A 20,015-nucleotide genomic window follows, 5' to 3' on the forward strand; every position below is an offset into this window, starting at 1 on the left:
GCCGCTGACCCAGGAGTTGTGAGAGCGATGGAAACCGAGACGGTCGTAGAGGTGGACGCGGCGGCACCCGGCACCGCCATCTCGCCCGATCTGTTCGGGGTGTTCTTCGAGGACCTCAACCACGCGGCGGACGGCGGTCTTTACGCCGAGCTGGTGCAGAACCGGTCCTTCGAGTACTCCCCCGACCACCGGCCGGAATGGCACGCCCTGACCGCCTGGGAGCTGCTGGAGCGGGACGGCGCCGCAGGGTCGGTGACGGTGTCCGTCGAAGCGCCGCTGCATCCGGCCAACCCGCACCACGCGGTGCTGCGTACCACCACTGCCGGTGCGGACGGACGCGGGGCGGCGCTGCGCAACGAGGGCTTCGACGGGGTCGCCGTAAGGGAGGGCGAACGCTACGACGTCAGCCTCTTCGCCCGCCTGGCCGACGGCACCGCGGATCGTCTGGTGGCGCAGATCGAGAGCCGGGACGGCAGCCGGGTGTACGGCCGGGCGGAGCTGGGTCCGGTGCACGGGTCCTGGGAGCGGCACTCGGCGGTGATCACCTGTGAGGCGACGGACCCGGACGCGAGGTTCACCGTGGTGGCGGGTGGGGTCGGCACCGTCCACCTCGATCTGGTCTCGCTCTTTCCGCAGGCCACTTTCCACGACCGGCCCGGCGGCCTGCGCGCCGACCTGGCGCAGGTGATCGCGGACCTGAAGCCCAAGTTCGTACGTTTCCCGGGTGGTTGCCTCGCGCACGGAGTGGGGCTCGGCAACATGTACCGCTGGCCCGAGACCATCGGGCCGCTGCACGAGCGCCGGCAGCAGCGCAATCTGTGGGGTTACCACCAGTCGATGGGCCTGGGCTACTACGAGTACTTCCAGTTCTGCGAGGACATCGGCGCCAAGCCCCTGCCCGTCGTACCGGCCGGCGTCTGCTGCCAGAACACCGAGCCGACCGGCCAGGTCGGCATCCCCGAGGAGGAGATGCCCGCCTACGTCGCCGAGGTGCTGGCCCTGGTGGAGTGGGCCAACGGCCCCGCCGACTCCCCCTGGGGTTCCCTGCGCGCGGCAGCCGGGCACCCCGAGCCGTTCGGCCTCGAGTACCTGGGGGTCGGCAACGAGGACACCATCACCGACACCTTCCGCGACCGCTTCTCCCGTATCCACGACGCACTGCGTGAGCACCACCCCGAGATCATCGTCGTCGGCACCGTCGGCCCCTCCCCCACCGGCGAGGACTGGGAGAAGGGCTGGGCGTTCGCCCGCGAGCGGAGCGTCCCGGTCGTGGACGAGCACTCGTACAAATCACCGCGCTGGTTCCTGGAGAACACCCGGCGCTTCGACGGGATGGACCGCGAGGGCCCGCACCTGTACATCGGCGAGTACGCGGCCCGGGACAACGACATGGGCAGCGCCGTCGCCGAGGCGGCCTACATGATCGGCATGGAGCGCAACGGCGATGTCGTCCGGCTGGCCTCCTACGCGCCGCTGCTCGCCAAGCGCGGCCACACCCAGTGGCTGCCCGACCTGGTCTACTTCGACAACACGAACGTCTGGCCCACCCTCAACTACCACGTCCAGCACATGCATTCGGTGAACTCGGGCGACACCGCCCTGCCCGTCACCGTCGTCGGAGCGCCCCGCGCTCGCCCCGTCCCGGAGACCGACCGGCACGGTGTCCACGTCGGTACGGGTCACGACACCCGCGCCGAGTTCACCGATGCGCGTATCGGCCCCCTGGGCGCGGAGGCGGAACCGGCCCCGGATTTCGCCAACTGGGCTGCCGAGTCCGGCACTTGGGAGCCGGAGGGCGACGGCCTCATCCAGCAGACGGCGTACGGAGCGGACGACTCCAGGCTGGTGCTCGCGGAGGCAGCGGCCGGCCCGTCGTACGCCTTCTCCGTGCGGGCCAGGAAGAACGGCGGCGGCGAGGGCTTCACCATCGGCTTCGCCGAGGCGTCGCCCGGCAACCGGTACCAGTGGTCGGTCGGCGGCTGGCTCAATCGCGGCATGCGGCTCCAGCGGGTGGACGACGGTGTGGTGCACGACCTCAACGACGCCGTGGCCGGCCCCGTCGAGACCGGCCGCTGGTACGAGCTGCGGGTCGAGGTGGACGGCCGGCGCATCCGCTGCTTCCGCGACGGCGAGCTGGTCCACGATCTGGAGGACGACCCGGCAGCCCCGGAGGTCTTCGCCGTCTCGGCCGTCCGCGACAGCTCGGCCGGTGACGTGATCGTCAAGATCGCCAACTCGACGTCCGAGCCCGTCGCCGTGCGGCTCCGGCTGGCCGGCGCGGACGTCGGCACCGGTCTCGTACGGACGTCTCTCGCCGCTCCTCCCCACGCGACCAGCCGGTTCGGGCCCGCCCCGGCCTCCCCCGCCGAGGACCGGCTGACCGGGCCGGTCTGCGACATCCCGCCGTACTCCTTCACCGTTCTCCGCAGCCGTCCGGGTACTCGTACAGAAGAAGATCAGGAATAGTTCACCCATGACCCGACCCGCGCGACCGATCCCCGAACGACGCCTGCGTCCGCCGATGGGCTGGAACAGCTGGGACTGCTACGGCACCACCGTCACCGAGGAAGAGGTCCTCGCCAACGCGACGTTCATGCGGGACCACATGCTCGCGTACGGCTGGGACACCGTGGTCGTGGACATCCAGTGGTACGAGCCCACGGCCCGCGCCCACGGCTACAACGCGGACGCCCCGCTGGTCCTCGACGACCGCGTCCGGGAACTGTGGACACCCACCGACACCCCGCACGACGGCCAGTCCCTGCGGGCCGAACTCCCCGCCCACGGCGCGGCGCTCTACCGCCTCAGCCCGTCCGACACCAGCACCTGAGCGAGGCGAACGTGGCGACGATCCAGGACGTGGCCAAGGCGGCCGGAGTCTCGGCGATGACCGTCTCGAACGTCATCAACGACCATCCCAATGTGCGTAAGGCCACGCGGGAGAAGGTCCTCGACGCCATGGCCCGGCTCGACTACCGCGTCAACGTCGCCGCCCGCAATCTGCGCAAGGGCCGCACCGGCACCGTCGGTCTCGCCGTGCCCGAGGTGAACAGCCCCTACTACGCGCAGCTGGCCGCCGCCATCATCGCCGCTGCCGAGCGGCACAGCCTGCGGGTGTGCATCGAGCAGACCGGCGCCTCCAGGGAGAACGAGCTGGACGCGCTGTCCCTGTCGCGCAACCGGCTCTACGACGGGCTCATCCTCAGCACGGTGGGTATGGGACCGGCCGACGTCGAACTGCTCAAGGTGGACCACCCGGTGGTCATCCTGGGCGAGCGGATCTTCGGCGGTCCCGTCGACCACGTGGCCATGCCCAACGTCGACGGGGCACAGGCGGCCACCGAGCACCTGATCGAGCGGGGCTGCCGCCGTATCGCGATGGTGCGCGGACCGGTGGGAGAGGAAGTCGACGTGTCCAGCCTCCGCTTCACGGGCTACCAGAAGGCACTGCGGAGCGCCGGCCTGCCCCTGGACCCCGGCCTCGTGCAGAGCATGGAGACGCTCACCATGCGCGCGGGTGCGCGATGCGCCCGGGAGATGGTGCACGGCGGGCTCGACTTCGACGGCGTGTTCTGCGTGACCGACACCGTGGCCATGGGCGTGCTGCGCGGCCTGGCCGACGCCGGGGTACAGGTGCCGGAGCAGGTGAAGGTGATCGGCTTCGACAACGTCGAGGAGAGCGAGTTCCTCATCCCCTCGCTGTCCACCATCGATCCGGACCACGACACGATGGCGCGACGGGCGGTCGACCTGCTGGCCGGACGGATCGAGCAGACGCAGCCCGGGACGGACCGCGAGGAGTTCGTGAGCCACTTCTCTGTGGTGATCCGGGGGTCGACGGGCGGCTGAACCAGGGGCGTGATCAGCTCCGGTACCATGATCCGCCCATGACCTGTGGGGATCTTGTGTGAGCCGGGGGGATCTTGTGCGAACGAAATCGGCTGCCGTGGCGGCCGTACTGGGCTGCTTAGTGGTGGGCGCTGCCGTGGCCGGCTGCTCGGCCGATGGCTCTTCCGGAGACGAGCCCTCCGCCAAGCAGATGCTTGACGACGCGAACGACACGATGAACGCGCTCAAGTCGGTGACCGTGGACGGTAAGACCACCACCGTGGCCACCGGCGAAGGCTTCTCCACCCGTCTGACGACCGACCTCAAGGGCACGTGCAGTTTCAGCCAGACCTGGACCAACAGCGCCCGCCTCGAACAGATCCGGATCGGCGACGTGGACTACGTCCGCCCGAACCGCGCCTACCTGAAGATGGCGGGCAAGGATGGGACCGCCAAGGGGGAACAGAAGCGCTGGGTCAAGAGCCCGGCCAAGCAGACAGCCTTTGAATCGGAGGAGTCCGGACTCTCCCACTGCACCCGGGAGTTCGGCTCCTTCGGCAAGGCGACGAAGGGCGACCCGACCGAGGTCGACGGCAGGCGGGCGATTCCGTTGGTGGTGACCGACAAGGCGGTCAAGGAGGGCGCCTACACGTTCTACGTCGCCACCGAGGGCAAGCCGTACCTCCTCAAGGTCGCCTACAAGGGCACCGACTACCGGACCACCACCACGTTCAGCGACTTCGACAAGCCAGTCGATGTACGCGCCCCGGCCAAGGGCGACGTGCTGGACGCGAGCGGCATTGAACCGCTGACTTAGGTGTTCCAGACGCCCTGCCGGGCCGCGGCCTTGGCGCAGTCCGTTCGGCTCCATCCGTTCGGCTAACCTCACCGGCATGGACCCCTCAGGGCTGACCAGCGTGGATCCGCTGACGGACCTGCTGAACGGCGTACGGACCAGCGGCGCGGTCTTCAACCAGTCCTCCCCCTCCGGCTCCTGGGCAGCACGCTTCGAGGACGGCTCACCGCTGGCTCTCGCGGTGCTCCTGCGCGGCTCGGTCTGGGTCATGCCTCAGGACGGTGACCCGGTGCGGCTCGGTCCCGGTGATGTCGCGGTGCTGTCCGGGGGCGCGCCGTATGTGATCGCGGACGATCCGGCGACCGAGCCGGATGTGGTGATCCGTGCCGGAGGCCGTTGTACGACGCTGCAGGGCGAGGAACTGATCAGCGCGCGGACTCCGGGCGTACGGGCCGGGGACACGGCGGGGCCGGACAGCACGCTGCTGGTGAACGGCCTGTACACCGTGGACGGCGGCACACCGGGCCGACTGCTCGCCGCCCTGCCCCCGCTGGCCGTCATCGAGGCGGACGTGGGCAACTGCCCGGTCAGCCCGACGGCCTTCGAAGAGATCACCCGCGAGGAACCGGGGCAGCAGATCCTGCTCGACCGGGCCCTGGACCTGATGCTCATCACGGCCCTTCGCGCCTGGTTCACCCGCCCAGGCGCCCAGGTCCCCACCTGGTACCGGGCCCACAGCGACCCCGTCGTCGGCCCCGCCCTGCGTCTGCTGCACGCCGACCCCGCCCACCCGTGGACACTGCCGGCGCTGGCGGCACGGACCGGCGCGTCCCGGGCGAACCTGGCCCGGCGCTTCGCCGCCCTGGTCGGACAGCCGCCGATGACCTATCTACGGGAACGGCGCCTCGCCCTCGCCGCGGACCTGCTGCGCGAACCCGACGCCACCCTCGCCGTGGTGGCCGACCGCGTCGGCTTCGCGGGCGCTTTCGCCCTGAGCGCCGCGTTCAAGAGGGAACACGGCGTCAGTCCGAGCGAGTACCGGACGCATGAGGCAGGGACGGGGGCCTGGCGCCCAGCTCGGCGTCGGCCTTGACGACGTACACCTCCCAGGGTTCCTGGCCGGGGCCGTGGACCCAGACCTTGTCCTGGAGGGCGTAGCAACAGGTGGTGTCGTTCTCCTCGTCGGTGACCAGGCCCGCCTCGCTCAGGCGGGCGGTGGCGGCGTGGACCGCCTCGGTGCTGTCGACCTCGACGCCGAGGTGGTCCATGCGGGTCGCCTCGCCCGCGGTGCCTTCGATCAGGACGAGCTTGAGCGGGGGCTCGGCGATGGCGAAGTTGGCGTAACCGTCGCGGAGTTTGGCGGGCTCGGTGCCGAAGAGCCGCGTATAGAAGGCGACGGACTCGGCGAGATCGGGGACACGGAGGGCGAGTTGTACGCGGGACATGGCGAACCTCCTTGAGTGGTAAGGGATTTCAGCAGCCGCCGGAGGCAGTGGCCGGGGCGCCGATGCCGATCTGGAGGGTGGTGGGAGCCGGCGCGCAGCAGCCGCCACCGGACTGCTCGGCGTTCTCCGGCTCGTCGAAGAGGCCCGCGCCGCCGCACACTCCGGTCTCGGGGAGGGTGAGTTCGACGCGCTCGGCGGCCTCCTGGTCGCCGGCGATGGACGCCGCGATGGAGCGGACCTGCTCGAAGCCGGTCATCGCGAGGAACGTGGGGGCACGGCCGTACGACTTCATCCCGACCAGGTAGACGCCCTGGTCCGGGTGGGAGAGCTCGCGCACGCCGTGCGGGTAGACCGTGCCGCAGGAGTGGACGTTCGGGTCGATCAGCGGGGCGAGCGCGGTCGGGGCCTGGAGGCGCTCGTCGAGGCCGAGGCGGACCTCGGAGAGGAAGGAGAGGTCCGGGCGGAAGCCGGTCAGGACGATCACCTCGTCGACCGGGTCGAGACGGCGGCCGTCCTCGGCGACGAGGACGAGCCGGTCGTCCGCCCGCTCCACGGCCTGCGTACGGAATCCCGTGGCCGCGCTCGCGTGGCCGGCCTCGACCGCCGCCTTGGCGCGCAGGCCGAGGGCGCCGCGAGCGGGGAGTTCGTCGGCCTCGCCGCCGCCGTACGTGCTCGCGCTGATGCCCCGTCGCAGGATCCACACCGCGTGCGTCCCCTCCTCCTCCCCGGCCAGGTCGGCGAGGAGGGCGAGGGCGGTGAAGGCGGAGGCACCGGAACCGACGACGGCCGTGCGCCTGCCCGCATAACGGGCGCGTACGGATGGGTCGTTGAGGTCCGGGACTCGGTACGAGATGTGCTCGGCGGCCGTCTTCTCGCCGAGGGCGGGCAGGCCGTTCGCGCCGACGGGGCTCGGGGTGGACCAGGTGCCGGAGGCGTCGATGACGGCGCGGGCGGTGAGCCGCTGCTCGGCGCCGTCGGTGAACCGGACGTGCACCGTGTACGGCTGCCCGTCGCGGCCCGTGTCGACGATCCGGTCCCGGCCGGACCGGGCGACGCCGGTCACCGTGGCGCCGTAACGGACCTTGTCGCCAAGGGTGTCGGCAAGGGGCTGGAGGTAGCGCTCGGCCCAGTCGCCGCCGGTCGGGTAGGCCGAGGCGTCGGGGCGGACCCAGCCGGTCGGGGCGAGCAGCTTCTCGGCCGCCGGGTCGACGACCTCGCCCCAGGTGGAGAACAGCCGTACATGCGACCACTCCCGTACGGCACTGCCCGCGGCGGGGCCGGTTTCCAGGACGAGGGGTTCGATACCGCGCTCGACGAGGTGGGCGGCGGCGGCCAGGCCGATGGGTCCGGCGCCGATGACCACGACGGGCAGTTGGTCGGTGCTGAGCGCGCTGTTGGTGGACGCGGCCACGGGATTCCCCTTATTTCGACATCTATCGATCTCTTAGGTCTTCAGCATGACACCTACTTCGACAAGCGTCAACATAGACATTTATCTAAATAAGAGTTCGACGTGTGTCAACATAGACGTATGTCGAACATCAAGGCGCTGCCGCTGCTGGAACCCGAGGTCCCCGAGGGTGTCGCGCCATGCTGCCCGCCGCTCACCGAGCGGCCGCTGACGGCCGAGGAGGCAGAGCGGACCGCCGCGATGTTCAAGGCGCTCGGCGACCCGGTCCGCCTGCGCCTGTTCTCCCTGGTCGCCTCGCACGAGGGCGGCGAGGCATGCGTATGCGACATCTCCGACGTCGGCGTCTCCCAGCCGACCGTGTCCCACCACCTGAAGAAGCTCAAGGAGGCCGGACTGCTCTCCTCCGAGCGCCGTGGCACCTGGGTGTACTACCGGGTGGAGCCGTCGGTGATGGCCGCGATGGGGCAGATGCTGACCGCGGCCGCCCCCGCGGCCTGACCTCCGCCCAGACTTCCCGGACCTCAGTCGGCCGATCGTCCGGGCATGAAGATCAGGGCCACCAGTGCCAGTCCGACCACGCCACCGACGACCTGCATGCCGATGAACCCCGCGACCGAGCCGGGCGCGATGCCCGCGAAGGTGTCGGTGAAGGCGCGGCCGATCGTCACCGCGGGGTTGGCGAAGGACGTCGACGAGGTGAACCAGTAGGCCGCGCCGATGTAGGAGGCGACGGCCACGGGTGCGTACCGCAGCTGGTCGGCGCGGGCCAGGCCGAAGATCAGCAGGATCAGACCCGCCGTGGCGACGACCTCGCCGAGCAGCAGATGACCCGCCGAGCGGTCGTGCGTGGACCACTTCACCAGCGGCTCGCCGAACATCGCGTCCGCCAGGATCGCGCCCGCGATCGCGCCGACGATCTGCGCGGGTACGTACACAGCCGCCTCGCGCAGCGTGACACCGGCGCCGCCGCGCCTGGCCGTCCACCACTCGGCCAGCGTGACCACCGGGTTGAAGTGGGCGCCGGAGACCGGGCCGAGCAGGAGGATCAGGATGCCGAGGCCGAAGACGGTGGCTGTGGAGTTGGCCAGCAGTTGCAGGCCGACGTCCTCGGTCAGGTCGGTGGCCTGGATGCCGGAGCCGACCACGACCGCCACCAGCAGCGCCGTGCCTACGAGTTCGGCGGAGGCCCGGGAGACCAAGGGGTTGCGCGGCGGGGTGGCACCCGGTGCGGGCGCGACGGTGCCGGGTTCGGGTTCGGCAGCGGGCATCGCGGCCTCCGAGATCGGGGCGGCTTCGGCGGGGGTCACGGGCAGGCCCTCTTGTTCTCGGCGGCGGTGCGCGCGGACTCGGCCAGGTCGGCGAACTGACCGGCGAGCAGGGCGACGACGTCGGGCTTGAGCCGGTAGTAGGTGAACCGGCCACAGGGCTCCGTCTCGACGACTCCGGCCTCGCGCAGCACTCTCATGTGGTTGGAGAGGTTGGTCTGGCGGGCACCGGTCTCCTCCACGAGGTGGGTGGTGCACAGCATCTCTTTGGCGAGCAGGGTCACAATCCGGAGCCTGAGCGGGTCGGCCAGCACCCGGATCAGGTCAGCGTCTACTGACGTCATCATGGGCTGATACTGTCACATCAGTGGTGGCTGATACCACCGGGTGCTGCTGCCCTGCGCGCCTGATGTCGACGTGAGACAAGAGAGATCCGCTGATGTCCGACAAGCCCTCCGTGCTCTTCGTCTGTGTCCACAACGCCGGCCGTTCCCAGATGGCCGCCGCATGGCTGACCCACCTGGCCGGGGACCTTGTCGAGGTCCGCTCCGCCGGTTCCAACCCTGGCGCGGGCGTCAATCCGGCCGCCGTCGAGGCCATGCGCGAGGTCGGCATCGACATCTCCGCCGAGGTCCCCAAGATGCTCACCGTCGACGCGGTCAAGGAGTCGGACGTCTGCATCACCATGGGCTGCGGCGACACCTGCCCCGTCTTCCCCGGCAAGCGGTACCTGGACTGGGAGCTCGAGGACCCGGCGGGCCAGGGCGTGGAGGCCGTACGGCCCATCCGTGACGAGATCAAGAAGCTGGTCGAGGGTCTGATCGAGGAGATCGCCCCGGAGAAGACGGCCTGAGCGAAGACGGCCTGAGCGGCGGCCAAGACCGGCCAACCGCCGCGTCCGCCGATCAGGAGTGGGTGACCTCGATGGCGGAGATGCGGACCTCTCCGTAGTTCCCCTTGGCGCACGGGTCGGAGTTGTCGCAGTTGGCCTGGGTGTAGGCGCCTACCTTGAAGTAGTTGGTGTCGCCGTCGTGCTCGATCGTGGTCTCCAGCTCGCCGTTGTAGTACACGTCGATCTCCCCGTCCTGCGCCACGAACTTGGCCTCGAACTCGGTGCCCAGTTCGTAGTTCTCGGTGACGAGGTGGTGGCGGCTGTCGTCGCCGTCGGTGATGTAGAGCTTCTTGCCGTCGAGACGGAAGACCGTGACGTCGTCGTCCCCTCCGTGCACCTGCGCGCCGACCACCTGGGGCTTCTCCTTGGGCAGTGCCATGAACGCCTCGGTGACCGTGAGCGTGTGCTTGCCTTCCGTGGTGGACCACTCGGCCTCGTCCGCGCCGTTATCGGTCATCTCCCGCAGCTCGGCGCGCGGATAGCTGGAGCCTCCGGTCGTCACACCGTTGACGGCGGCCCGGAACCGGACCGCGTCACAGGTGTCGTCGACCCGGAACCAGGGATCGGCGGAGAAGGTCGCCAGCTCGGGCTGAGTGATCTCGGTGGGGTCCTCGTCCTCGCCGGTGGGCAGGGTCAGCTTCCAGTTCGTCAGGTCGAGGACCTCCGCCGGGTACGCGCACTGGGCTGCCACCGGCTGGTACGAGGGCGGGGTGGCGGCCTGCGCGGACAGCGTGAGCGCCGCGGTCGAGACTGTCGCGGTGATGCCCGCCAGTACGAGGGTCCGGGTGCTGGGCATGGGGGTTCCTCACGGTCGGGGTGGTCGGTTCGGGCCGACGGGCACCCTAAGCCGTCGCGCTCGGGACCGGTCCCCGAGCCCCCTGACCTTCAGACGCCAACTGGCGTCAGAACCTGGACGATTCAGGTCGTACGAGCCCGGTCTGGTAGGCGATGACGACGAGTTGGGCGCGGTCGCGGGCGCCGAGTTTGGTCAGGGCGCGCTGGATGTGGGAGCGGACGGTCAGCACGCTCAGGACGAGTTTCTCCGCGATCTCGTCGTTGGACGGTCCCTTGGCCTGCAAGGCGGTCAATCCGACGAAGGCCAGGACGGTCACCACATGAGGGCGAGGGCTCGTCGTCGTGCGGCTACTGCGACCGCCGCTACTGAATCCGCAGTACGTGTCCGACCGTCGTCCTCCTGCGCCTGTGCCGGGCGGTACGACGGCCCCGCGTCAGTCAGTCCGAGACCCCGGCCGCGCGGAGCACGGCCCCCGCCATCCCGCGCTCACCGCGCTCGTTGGGGTGTACGGGCGCCGCCGGAGCCGACGGCATCAACGGCTCGACCCAGCGCGTCCCGGCCTCCGTACAGGCGTCGTGGCCGGCGGAGGGCGCGTAGGTGTCGACGTACACGGCCCCGGCGGCCTCCGCCGCATCCCGCAGCATGGCGTTGAGCTGCTGCTCCTTCTGCCGCAGGAAGCCCACATCGCCCGGCGCCAGCCCCATCGCCCGCTCACAGTCGGCGCCCTTGTCGGGCAGGATCGCGGGATATCCGACGACGTACGTACGGGCCTCGGGCGCCCGGCGCTTGATGTCGCCCAGCACGTCGGACAGCCGCCCGCCCGCCGCCTTGATCTTCACCTCGGCCTCGTCGCTGCCGGCGGAGCTGTGCCGCTCCCGGCACGGGGCTTCGTTCGCCGCGGCGTCCCCTATCCGGTTCTCCAGCTGATACAGGACGCCGGACGTGACGCAGCTCTTGATCAGCGAGCTGAAGCCGATGTCGTTGCCGCCGATGCCGAGAGTGACGAGCCGGGTCGAGGCGGAGAGGGCCGACAGCTGCGCCGGGTTGGTTCCGTGGTCCGTGGACTGCGGCGCGAACAGGTCGGCCATGGTTGCCCCGCTGCAGCTCATGTCACGGAACTCGGCCGCCGCCAGGCCGAGTTCGGCGGCGACCAGTGCCGGATAGTTCCGGTCCGAGCGGTCGCAGCCCGCGGGCTTCGCGTGCTGGCCGGGGATCTTCGGGCCGGCCGTGTAGGAGTCGCCTAGCGCGACGTACGGCCCTTTCGGGGGCGCGAGGGCGGACGACGGGGCGCCGTCGTCGCCGCCTCGGCCGATACCGACGGCGGCGAGGAGCCCGGCGCACGAGATGGCTGCCGCCAGGGTGAGTTGGGTACGGGTTCGCATCTGAGGTTGCCTCCCCATGCCGGCCGGTGCATCCGGCCTCGGACAGCGCCTCAGACTCCCCGTGCGGGGCCCCTGCCGTCGTCGTGCCTATGCTGGCAGTGGCCTGCTGAAGTCGCCGTACACGCGACCCGGTCCGTACTTCGCAGGTACGACACAGGGGCACAACCGTGTACGAAGCCGTGGGCCGGAACCGTCCGACGCCGTGACCGGGCCACCCGCACCGTTCGCTTCTATCGTGGAAGCTCACTGAACGGTCGGCGCCGAGGCGGTCAGCACATGAGGAAACCGCAGATCGACTACGCGGCGGTCTTCCAGGCCCTCCCCGGCATGGTGGCGCTGCTCACCCCCGAGCTGGTGTACGCCGACGCCAACGACGACTTCCTGCGGCTGGCCGGGCGCACCCGCGACCAGCTGCTGGGCCGCTACATCTTCGACGTCTTCCCCGAGAACCCCAACGACCCGGCCGCCGCCGGCATGCGGGAGACCCGGGAGTCAATGCTCCGCGTGGTGGCCACCGGCGAGCGCGACACCATGGCGCTGATCCGCTACGACATCGAGGATGCCGAGCGGCCGGGCCACTGGCAGGAGCACTACTGGAGCCCGGTCAACGCGCCCGTCCTCGGCGCCGACGGGCAGGTGGCGCTGGTCGTGCACCGGGTGGAGGAGGTCACCGAGCTCATCCGAGCCCGCGGCGGCCCGGGCAGCGACAGCCGGGCCCGCGTGCTGGAGGCCGAGCTCTACACCCGCGCCCGTGAACTGCAAGAAGTCAATGAACGCCTGCGCCAGGCCCACACCCGCGAACGCGAGGTCGCCCTGACCCTGCAGGCGGCGATGCTGCCCGCCCCCAGCCCGCTCGGACACCACCGAGCGGCCGTGCGCTACCGGCCCGCCATCGGAGCCCTGAACGTGTGCGGCGACTGGTACGACCTGGTCGAGTTGCCCGGCGACCGCATCACGGTCGCCGTCGGCGATGTCGTCGGCCACGGCCTCGGGGCCGCCTGCGTCATGGGACAGCTGCGCAGCGCGCTGAGCGCGACCGCCCGCGTCGCCCAGGGCCCGGCGCAGGCCCTGGAGGCCCTCGGGCTGTACGCCCTCTCCGTCGACGGGGCCGAGTCGACCACCGTGGTGAAGGCCTTCATCGACTGGGAGAGCCACACCATCACCTACAGCAGCGCCGGCCACCCACCGCCCGCCCTGCTCCACCCCGACGGCACCGTGACCTTCCTCGACCAGGCCACCGACCCACCGCTGGGCGCGCGTCCCGAGCACGTTCGCCGCCCCCAGGCCAGTACGCCCTTCACCGAGGGCGCCACCCTCGCTCTGTACACCGACGGACTGGTCGAACGCCGCCACGAGGACATCGACACCGGCCTGGCCCGCCTCGCCGACTCCCTGACCCGCCACCGGAAGTCCGAGCCCGAGCCCTTGGCCGACGCCCTCCTGGCGGACCTGCTCCCGTCCACCGGCACCGCCGACGACACGGCCCTGGTCGTCATCCGCCTCTGAGACCCCGCCGGGCTCAGGCCGCGTCCGCCGTTTCGTCGGCCGCGTCCACGGTGCCGGGCAGCCACAGGTCCGGACCGAAGACCTCGTAACGGATGTTGCGAGCGGAGACTCCGGAGCGCAGGAGCTGAGTGCGTACGGAGCGCATGAACGGCAGCGGACCGCACAGATAGACCCTGGCGTCGGCCGGGATGTCGACCCCGGCGAGGTCCATGAGGCCGAAACGGTCACCGGGCGCCGTGTTGCCCGGCCCGGACTGCTCGTACCAGAAGCGGGTGCTCCCCCGCGGCAGCCGGGCGGCCAGCGTCCGTGTCTCCCTCCTCAGCGCGTGCTCGGCCGGGGAGCGGTCGGCGTGCAGGACCAGTACGGGCCGGTCGGAGCCGGTCGCGACGAGCCGGTCGAGCATGCCCACCATCGGGGTGCAGCCGATGCCGGCGGAGACCAGGACGATCGGGGTGTCGTCCTCGTCGAGCACCACGTCACCGAACGGCGCGGAGAGAGTGAGCTCGTCGCCGGGCCGTATCCGCCGGTGCAGGAGCGTGGAGACCTCACCGTCCGGGGCGTCCTCGGCGCCCGCGACCCGCTTCACGGTGATACGGCGCAGGTCGCCGCCCGGGTCTGAGGACAGGCTGTACTGGCGCAGCTGACGCACTCCGTCCGGCATACGCACCCGCACGCTGACGTACTGGCCCGCGCGGGCCCGGAGAGCCGGCTCGCCGTCCGCGGGGCGGAGCAGGAACGAGGCCACGTCCGCCGTCTCCTCGCGCCGTTCGACCACCGTCCACTGCCGCCAGATCTCGCCCGGCCGCACGCCCGCCTCCTGGTACAGCAGCGCCTCGCGGGCGATGAGGGCCCCGGCCATCAGCCAGTACACCTCGTCCCAGGCGGCGGCCACCTCCGGGGTGACCGCGTCACCCAGCACCTCGGCGATCGCGCCGAACAGGTACTTGTGCACGATCACGTACTGGTCCTCGGTGACCCCGACCGCGGCGTGCTTGTGAGCGATCCGGGCCAGCAGCGCGTCGGGCCGGGCCTCCGGGTCGGCGAGCAGCGCGCTCGCGAAGCCCGCGATGGAACCGGCCAGGGCACGGCGCTGGGCCCCGCTGGCCTGGTTGCCCCGGTTGAACATGCCGTCGAGCAGTTCGGGCCGGTCGCGGAACATCGCGCCGTAGAAGCGGGTGGTGATCTCGTCGAGCGACTCGGCCACCACGGGAAGGGTGGCCCGTATGACGGCGGCGGATTCTGCGGACAGCATGAAGACTCCCAGCAACTGGACAGGGGGAACCAGGGGGTAGGAAAGGCGAGGATGAACTCGACTGCGGGACCACGGACTTGGCGGCCGCTGATCCTGTATAGCAAGCGGAGGGGGCCGTTTCGCCGGGTAACAGCACCCGCCGCCCGAAGCGGGGACCACCGGCCCCGGGGCCGAGGACCTCCGGCCTCCTGCCCGGGCCCATATCAGGGCCGACCGGCCCTAGCGGGGCGCCTCCGGCGGTTGGGCGGGGGCGCCTACGGGGGTGGTGGATTCGGTTTCATGGGCGAGTGCGGGCCCGTCGTGGCTGGTCGCGCAGTTCCCCGCGCCCCTAAAAGCAAAAGCCTGCGGCTGCCCGCGCCCCGAGGAGCCTGGGCCCCGGGGGAGCCCGCACCCCGACGAACCCTGCCCCCTCCCACCGGCGGGAGGGGGCGTGGGCCGGTGCGTCGTATGCCCGTCGCGTAGGTTCTGTCTCGGAGAACCCGCACCCTGTACCAACACCGGGCCGTACGCCCGGCCTGCGACGGGCTGACGCACCGGACCGCGGCCCCGCACCCACCACCCACCCAGGGGCGCGGGGAACTGCGCGACCAGCCACCCACACACCCGCACCCGACGGAGAAAGGCGACACCCAATGGACCCGGCCACGAGCATCACCCTGCGCCAGTTGGTAATGGCGCTGGGCGACTCGATGCTGGAGGTCCAGGCCGCCCCCGCAGGCCTGGACGTAGAGATCCGCGGCATCGCCCTCCTCGACCCCGAGGACCCACCGACCGCCCAACCGGGCGACCTGGTCCTCGCGATCGGCTCCCGAGGAAGGGCCGCGCTGCCCGCACTGCGGGCCGCCGGCCGCGACGGCGCCACCGCCGTCGTGGTCAAGCTGGGCGCCCCCGGCCAGGCCACGACCGGCCAGGCCACGGCGCTCAGCGAAACCGCCGCCGAGGCCGGCATCGCCCTGCTCTCGCTGCGCAGCGACGCCCGCTGGGAGCAGGTGAGCGCCCTGGCCCGCGCCGCCCTGGACGAGGCCCCGCCGGACGACCCCGGCGCTAGCGCCGAGGAGGGCGACCTGTTCTCGCTCGCCCAGACCACCGCCATCCTGACCAGCGGCATCGTCAGCATCGAGGACGCCGCGAACCGCGTGCTGGCGTACTCCCGTACCACCGATTCCGACGAGGCCGACGATCTGCGGCGGCGTTCCATCCTCGGCTGGCAGGGACCGGAGGGCTATCTGGCGAAGCTGCGCGAGTGGGGCGTGTTCCAGCACCTGCACTCCAGCGACGAGGTGATCGCCATAGACAGCCACCCCGAACTGGGCATCCGCCGTCGGCTCGCGGTGGCCATCCGCTCCGGTGACCGGCAGCTGGGCACCATCTGGGTGCAGGAGAGCTCGACTCCGCTGTCCGAACGCTCGCGCCAGGCGCTGCTGGGCGCCGCCCGTGTCGCCGCGCTGCATCTCGTACGCCGCCGCCGGGAGCTCTCGGACGACGTGACGCTCGTCCGGACCCTGCTCGCCGGACTCATGGACGGCAGCACCGGACCGCAGCCGCTGGCCACCCACCTGGGTTTCGACGCCACTCGCCCGGCCGCCGTGCTGGGCTTCTCGTACGGGACGACGGAGGCGTACGAGGCCGGGGACGCCGTCGGTGCACCGGAGCTGGCCCACACCGAGGTCACCAACCTGGTCTCAGTACACATCGCCGCCCGGCACCGCAGCGCGCTGGTCACCCAAGTCGACTCCCGTATCTACGTGCTCCTGCCGCAGCTGCCCCGCAGCATCGACACGGACACCCTGCGCGGCTGGGCCCAGGAGATCACCGACGCGGCGCGCCGCCACCTGGGGCTGCCGTTGCGCGGCTCGGTCGGCTGCCTGGTGCCGGGCCTCGGGGCCGTACCCGATTCGCGCCGGGAGGCGGACCGCATCCTCGAGGCCATGGTGAGCGCCGGAGTGTCCGCCGCGGTCGCCGCGCTGCCCGACATCCAGGCGGAGGTGCTGGTCAGCGAGATGCTGACGCTGCTGTCCGCCCACCCCGAGATACGCGATCCACGGCTGACCGCCCTGGTCGAGCACGACAGCCGGCATCAGGGCCGCCTCGCCGAGACGCTCCTGACGTATCTGAACTCCTTCGGTGACGTACGGGCTGCCGCCGCCCAGCTCCATGTGCACCCCAACACGCTGCGCTACCGCCTGCGCCGGGCCGAGGAGCTGACCGGTCTCGATCTCAGCCGCCCTGATCAACGGCTGCTGGCCATGCTCCAGTTGAGGCTGCCGCCGACCGACTGACGCCGGTTTCCGCATCACTGACCCCGGTTCCGCATTGGCCGTTCGTACAGCCATCGAGGGCGAGTTTGTTCAGGCTTCACAAACACGTAGCCCCATGACCCCCCATACGCTTGCGCAAATCCATTTCCGCAAGTGATGCGGCCCACCTCCCACGAGGAGACGGAGCGAATCGCGGACGTACTGGTGACAACCACCTCACCAGCACGCATCCGGAAACCGCGAACCGCACCGTGAACGCTTACGGGAATCGTCAGTGCCCTGACCGCCCTCCACTGCGCATGCCCCCACGTACGCAGCCCGGCCCGCTCGTCCCCCGCCATCGAGGCGACCCGGCGTTCCGGACAGCCACGCCCCGCACGGCACTCGTACGGCACCCCCCCCAACCACTCAATGGATGTCGCCATGACTACACGTCCCCCTGAATCTCTGGCCTCTGACACCGCTCCACCCACCGGTGGTCAGCCTCCGGAGCAGGACGGTCTGAAGGCCGGTCTCAAGAACCGCCATCTGTCCATGATCGCCATCGGCGGCGTGATCGGCGCCGGGCTCTTCGTGGGCTCCGCCTCCGGTATCGCCGCCGCCGGGCCCGGCATTCTCCTGTCGTACGCCCTGGTCGGCGCCCTCGTCGTCCTCGTGATGCGCATGCTCGGCGAGATGGCCGCGGCCAACCCGTCCTCCGGTTCGTTCTCCGCCTACGCGGACCGGGCGCTCGGCCGCTGGGCCGGGTTCTCGATCGGCTGGCTGTACTGGTTCTTCTGGGTCGTCGTGCTCGCGGTCGAGGCCACCGCGGGTGCGGTGATCCTGGAGAGCTGGGTGCCGGCCGTACCGCAGTGGGCCTGGGCACTGATCGTGATGGTGGTGCTGACCGCCACGAACCTGGTCTCGGTGGGCTCGTTCGGCGAGTTCGAGTTCTGGTTCGCGGGCATCAAGGTCGTCGCCATCTCGGGCTTCATCGTGCTCGGCGGGCTGGCCATCTTCGGCATACTGCCCGGCTCCGACGCCGACACGGGATTCAGCAACCTCACCGCGCACGGCGGCTTCCTGCCGGAGGGGCCAGGCGCGATCCTCACCGGCATCCTGCTGGTCGTCTTCTCCTTCATGGGCAGCGAGATCGTCACCCTCGCCGCCGCCGAGTCCCCGGACGCGCAGCGGCAGGTCGCCAAGGCCACCCGGAGCGTGATCTGGCGGGTCGGTGTCTTCTACGTCGGCTCGATCCTCGTCGTGGTCGCCCTGCTGCCGTGGAACGACCCGTCGATCGCCGAGAAGGGCTCGTACGTCGCCGCCCTCGACGCGATCGGCATCCCGCACGCCGGCCAGATCATGAACTTCATCGTGCTGACCGCCGTGCTGTCCTGTCTCAACTCCGGCCTCTACACCGCCTCCCGGATGGCCTTCTCCCTCGGCCAGCGCGGTGACGCTCCGCGGTCCTTCTTCAAGACCAACACGCGAGGTGTCCCGCAGGCCGCGATCCTGGCCTCCGTGGCCTTCGGCTTCGTGGCGGTCGGCTTCAACTACCTGTGGCCGGACACGGTGTTCCAGTTCCTGCTGAACTCCTCCGGCGCCGTCGCGCTCTTCGTATGGCTGGTCATCTGCTTCTCGCAGCTGAAGATGCGCGGGATCATCCTGCGCGAGAGCCCCGAGAAACTCGTCGTACGGATGTGGCTGTTCCCGTATCTGACGTGGGCGACGATCGGGATGATCTCGTTCGTGCTGCTGTACATGCTCACGGACGAGAAGGAGGGTGGCGGGCGGAGCCAGGTGCTGCTGTCGGTGCTTGTGGCTGCGATCGTGATCGCGATCTCGTTCGTGCGGGAGCGGGCTCGCAGCAAGGAGACCGAGGACGTGGTGGCTCCTCTTTGACATCCTCTGCCCCGTGAACGGGGCAGAATCCCATCCGTTTCGCAGTGCGGCCCGGTGGGTGGTTGACGCTTCTAAGACCGGGTAACCCCGAGGTCTCCACGTCCTGACACCGCATGTCCTGCGGCGTGTTCGATGTTCCGGGCCGCGTTGGTGTCCGCGTTCTCAACGAATCCGCAGCCGTCCGCCTTGCAGACGAATCGGGACTGCGATTCACGGCTGCCGGGGGTGATGAACCCGCAGGCCGAGCAGCGCCGGGAGGTGTTCGGGGCGGGGACCTTGACCAGGACTCCGCCCCGGTCGGCCAGCTTGTATTCGAGGAAGGTGACGGTTCGCCCCCATGCCTCGCCGCTGATCGACCGGTTCAGGCCGGCTTTCTGCCGGACGTTCGTGCCGGGGGCTTCCACGGTGCCCTTGGCGGACTTGACCATGTTCGTGATGGCCAGGTCTTCCACCCCGATGACGCCGAAGGTCCCGGCAAGCTCAGTGGTGGCCTTGTGCTGCCAGTCAAGGGCGCGGCGCGTGGCTCTTGCGCGGAGCTGCTTGATCTGGTCGTACGTGCGCTTGAGACGGCTACTGGTGCGCTCACCCGGCTTGCGGTGGGCGCGCCTGCGTTCCCGCTGCTGTTCCAGCCGCTTGAGCCGCATGGCCTCACCAGGGGTGAGCCACGGCTCGTGTTCGCGGAAGGTGCCGTCCGAAAGCGCGAGGGGCTTGGCGATGCCCCGGTCGATGCCGGTGATCGGCCCCTCGTGCGGCTTGGGCTCGTCCACCTCGGTCTGGACGCGGAAGACGATGTGCCAGCCGTTCGCTTCCTTCACCAGCCGTGCCCCGGTGACCTTGTTGTGCTTGTCGGCACGTTTACCGTACGGCAGGGCTTTGGTCCACCGGAACTTCACCAGGCCGACCATGGGTACCCAGCACTGGCCCCAGCGGCGGGACAGACGGGTGATCCGCAGGTCGCGGCCCTGGGGGATGTCGACGGCACGGCGTGCGGCGCGTTTCTTGAAGGCCGGCGCTTCGGCGCGGCCTTCCCAGCAGTTCACCCAGGCCCGGTGATACGTCTTGAGGACCTGCTGGGCTGCCTGCGCGGGCACGGCCCCCAGCCAGGGAATGTCCTTGCGGGCCTGGCGTATCGCCTGGTCCATGCGGGCGAGGGAACGCTGACACTTCGGCGTCATCTGCCACAGCTCGTGCAGCAGATTCCACATGGCGCGGGCGCCGTGGCCCTGGCCATCGACCTGGGCGAGCTGATCGGGGGTGAGGTGAAGCCGGGCCTTGTGGCCACGCTGACGCTTCAACTTCCCTC

18 protein-coding genes and 1 pseudogene are annotated in these 20,015 nt (G+C 70.4%); 10 read left to right on the plus strand and 9 right to left on the minus strand.

From position 1 onward, the window contains the following. Window positions 1–27 precede the first annotated feature (27 nt). The 5 genes from IEZ21_RS05240 (at window position 28) to IEZ21_RS05260 (ending at window position 5,717) form a co-directional block, all read left to right on the plus strand. Window positions 28–2,466, plus strand: coding sequence for an alpha-L-arabinofuranosidase family protein (locus IEZ21_RS05240; RefSeq protein WP_189320683.1), 2,439 nt, complete (start codon window positions 28–30; stop codon window positions 2,464–2,466). 7 nt (window positions 2,467–2,473) lie between these two features. Continuing rightward, window positions 2,474–2,830, plus strand: coding sequence for a hypothetical protein (locus IEZ21_RS47385; RefSeq protein ID WP_246567282.1), 357 nt, complete (start codon window positions 2,474–2,476; stop codon window positions 2,828–2,830). An 11-nt stretch (window positions 2,831–2,841) separates the two neighbouring features. Beyond that, on the plus strand, window positions 2,842–3,849 hold the full coding sequence (locus tag IEZ21_RS05250; protein WP_189320684.1) for a LacI family DNA-binding transcriptional regulator: 1,008 nt from the start codon (window positions 2,842–2,844) through the stop codon (window positions 3,847–3,849). Between the two features lie 190 nt (window positions 3,850–4,039). Continuing rightward, on the plus strand, window positions 4,040–4,645 hold the full coding sequence (locus tag IEZ21_RS05255) for a hypothetical protein (protein ID WP_246567284.1): 606 nt from the start codon (window positions 4,040–4,042) through the stop codon (window positions 4,643–4,645). 100 nt (window positions 4,646–4,745) lie between these two features. After that, on the plus strand, window positions 4,746–5,717 hold the full coding sequence (locus tag IEZ21_RS05260; RefSeq protein ID WP_189320928.1) for an AraC family transcriptional regulator: 972 nt from the start codon (window positions 4,746–4,748) through the stop codon (window positions 5,715–5,717). Here IEZ21_RS05260 and IEZ21_RS05265 read toward each other — a convergent pair. Continuing rightward, entirely contained in the window at window positions 5,647–6,069 is a 423-nt protein-coding gene (locus tag IEZ21_RS05265; protein WP_189320686.1) for an ArsI/CadI family heavy metal resistance metalloenzyme, read from the minus strand. The genes IEZ21_RS05260 and IEZ21_RS05265 overlap by 71 nt on opposite strands. Before the next feature lie 28 nt (window positions 6,070–6,097). After that, the gene (locus IEZ21_RS05270; RefSeq protein ID WP_189320687.1) at window positions 6,098–7,480 is read right to left on the minus strand and encodes an NAD(P)-binding domain-containing protein; all 1,383 of its coding nucleotides are present in this window, start codon (window positions 7,478–7,480) and stop codon (window positions 6,098–6,100) included. Window positions 7,481–7,600: 120 nt separating this feature from the next. On the opposite strand from IEZ21_RS05270, the gene IEZ21_RS05275 reads away from it, so the two are divergent. Continuing rightward, window positions 7,601–7,978 (plus strand): ArsR/SmtB family transcription factor, encoded by a 378-nt coding sequence (locus IEZ21_RS05275; RefSeq protein ID WP_189320688.1) that lies wholly within the window; start codon window positions 7,601–7,603, stop codon window positions 7,976–7,978. Window positions 7,979–8,001: 23 nt separating this feature from the next. Here the strand turns inward: IEZ21_RS05275 and IEZ21_RS05280 are convergent, their stop codons facing one another. Both IEZ21_RS05280 and IEZ21_RS05285 read right to left on the minus strand, forming a co-directional pair. Next, window positions 8,002–8,748, minus strand: a complete 747-nt coding sequence (locus IEZ21_RS05280; protein WP_189320929.1) for an aquaporin — start codon at window positions 8,746–8,748, stop codon at window positions 8,002–8,004. 35 nt (window positions 8,749–8,783) lie between these two features. Continuing rightward, window positions 8,784–9,092: an ArsR/SmtB family transcription factor gene (locus tag IEZ21_RS05285; protein ID WP_189320689.1), complete on the minus strand. Its 309-nt coding sequence runs from the start codon at window positions 9,090–9,092 to the stop codon at window positions 8,784–8,786. A gap of 92 nt (window positions 9,093–9,184) precedes the next feature. Here IEZ21_RS05285 and IEZ21_RS05290 point away from each other — a divergent pair, with 92 nt between their 5' ends. Further along, a complete protein-coding gene (locus IEZ21_RS05290; RefSeq protein ID WP_189320690.1) occupies window positions 9,185–9,598 on the plus strand; it encodes an arsenate reductase ArsC in 414 nt (137 codons plus the stop codon). Window positions 9,599–9,650: 52 nt separating this feature from the next. Here the strand turns inward: IEZ21_RS05290 and IEZ21_RS05295 are convergent, their stop codons facing one another. The 3 genes and pseudogenes from IEZ21_RS05295 to IEZ21_RS05305 all read right to left on the minus strand — a co-directional run bounded on the left by IEZ21_RS05295 (window position 9,651) and on the right by IEZ21_RS05305 (window position 11,815). Continuing rightward, window positions 9,651–10,433 carry a polysaccharide lyase family 7 protein gene (locus IEZ21_RS05295; RefSeq protein ID WP_189320691.1) on the minus strand — a complete coding sequence of 261 codons (783 nt, stop codon included), beginning with the start codon at window positions 10,431–10,433 and terminating at the stop codon, window positions 9,651–9,653. 106 nt (window positions 10,434–10,539) lie between these two features. Continuing rightward, window positions 10,540–10,725: pseudogene (locus tag IEZ21_RS05300) on the minus strand (response regulator transcription factor); the annotation flags it as partial. Window positions 10,726–10,870: 145 nt separating this feature from the next. After that, window positions 10,871–11,815, minus strand: a complete 945-nt coding sequence (locus tag IEZ21_RS05305) for an SGNH/GDSL hydrolase family protein (RefSeq protein ID WP_189320692.1) — start codon at window positions 11,813–11,815, stop codon at window positions 10,871–10,873. A 276-nt stretch (window positions 11,816–12,091) separates the two neighbouring features. Here IEZ21_RS05305 and IEZ21_RS05310 point away from each other — a divergent pair, with 276 nt between their 5' ends. After that, complete coding sequence (locus IEZ21_RS05310; RefSeq protein ID WP_189320693.1) at window positions 12,092–13,321, plus strand: PP2C family protein-serine/threonine phosphatase; 1,230 nt, start codon at window positions 12,092–12,094, stop codon at window positions 13,319–13,321. 13 nt (window positions 13,322–13,334) lie between these two features. On the opposite strand, the gene IEZ21_RS05315 is transcribed toward IEZ21_RS05310, so the two are convergent. Further along, entirely contained in the window at window positions 13,335–14,573 is a 1,239-nt protein-coding gene (locus IEZ21_RS05315) for a globin domain-containing protein (protein WP_189320694.1), read from the minus strand. A 632-nt stretch (window positions 14,574–15,205) separates the two neighbouring features. On the opposite strand from IEZ21_RS05315, the gene IEZ21_RS05320 reads away from it, so the two are divergent. Beyond that, window positions 15,206–16,852 carry a PucR family transcriptional regulator gene (locus IEZ21_RS05320; RefSeq protein WP_246567287.1) on the plus strand — a complete coding sequence of 549 codons (1,647 nt, stop codon included), beginning with the start codon at window positions 15,206–15,208 and terminating at the stop codon, window positions 16,850–16,852. Between the two features lie 402 nt (window positions 16,853–17,254). Continuing rightward, window positions 17,255–18,712 carry an amino acid permease gene (locus IEZ21_RS05325; protein WP_189320695.1) on the plus strand — a complete coding sequence of 486 codons (1,458 nt, stop codon included), beginning with the start codon at window positions 17,255–17,257 and terminating at the stop codon, window positions 18,710–18,712. Window positions 18,713–18,783: 71 nt separating this feature from the next. Here IEZ21_RS05325 and IEZ21_RS05330 read toward each other — a convergent pair whose 3' ends face one another. Continuing rightward, window positions 18,784–20,007, minus strand: a complete 1,224-nt coding sequence (locus tag IEZ21_RS05330) for an RNA-guided endonuclease InsQ/TnpB family protein (RefSeq protein ID WP_189320696.1) — start codon at window positions 20,005–20,007, stop codon at window positions 18,784–18,786. Window positions 20,008–20,015: the final 8 nt, after the last annotated feature.

It is taken from the genome of Streptomyces flaveus (assembly GCF_014647675.1).
GTDB lineage: Bacteria > Actinomycetota > Actinomycetes > Streptomycetales > Streptomycetaceae > Streptomyces > Streptomyces flaveus.

Excerpts from the sequence above, each read along its gene's own strand:
- IEZ21_RS05240 (WP_189320683.1), top strand. The coding sequence starts at position 28 with ATGGAAACCGAGACGGTCGTAGAGGTGGACGCGGCGGCACCCGGCACC.
- IEZ21_RS47385 (WP_246567282.1), top strand. The coding sequence starts at position 2,474 with ATGACCCGACCCGCGCGACCGATCCCCGAACGACGCCTGCGTCCGCCG.
- IEZ21_RS05255 (WP_246567284.1), top strand. The coding sequence starts at position 4,040 with ATGCTTGACGACGCGAACGACACGATGAACGCGCTCAAGTCGGTGACC.
- IEZ21_RS05265 (WP_189320686.1), bottom strand. The coding sequence starts at position 6,069 with ATGTCCCGCGTACAACTCGCCCTCCGTGTCCCCGATCTCGCCGAGTCC.
- IEZ21_RS05275 (WP_189320688.1), top strand. The coding sequence starts at position 7,601 with ATGTCGAACATCAAGGCGCTGCCGCTGCTGGAACCCGAGGTCCCCGAG.
- IEZ21_RS05280 (WP_189320929.1), bottom strand. The coding sequence starts at position 8,748 with ATGCCCGCTGCCGAACCCGAACCCGGCACCGTCGCGCCCGCACCGGGT.
- IEZ21_RS05285 (WP_189320689.1), bottom strand. The coding sequence starts at position 9,092 with ATGATGACGTCAGTAGACGCTGACCTGATCCGGGTGCTGGCCGACCCG.
- IEZ21_RS05290 (WP_189320690.1), top strand. The coding sequence starts at position 9,185 with ATGTCCGACAAGCCCTCCGTGCTCTTCGTCTGTGTCCACAACGCCGGC.
- IEZ21_RS05295 (WP_189320691.1), bottom strand. The coding sequence starts at position 10,433 with ATGCCCAGCACCCGGACCCTCGTACTGGCGGGCATCACCGCGACAGTC.
- IEZ21_RS05305 (WP_189320692.1), bottom strand. The coding sequence starts at position 11,815 with ATGCGAACCCGTACCCAACTCACCCTGGCGGCAGCCATCTCGTGCGCC.
- IEZ21_RS05310 (WP_189320693.1), top strand. The coding sequence starts at position 12,092 with ATGAGGAAACCGCAGATCGACTACGCGGCGGTCTTCCAGGCCCTCCCC.
- IEZ21_RS05315 (WP_189320694.1), bottom strand. The coding sequence starts at position 14,573 with ATGCTGTCCGCAGAATCCGCCGCCGTCATACGGGCCACCCTTCCCGTG.
- IEZ21_RS05320 (WP_246567287.1), top strand. The coding sequence starts at position 15,206 with ATGGACCCGGCCACGAGCATCACCCTGCGCCAGTTGGTAATGGCGCTG.
- IEZ21_RS05325 (WP_189320695.1), top strand. The coding sequence starts at position 17,255 with ATGACTACACGTCCCCCTGAATCTCTGGCCTCTGACACCGCTCCACCC.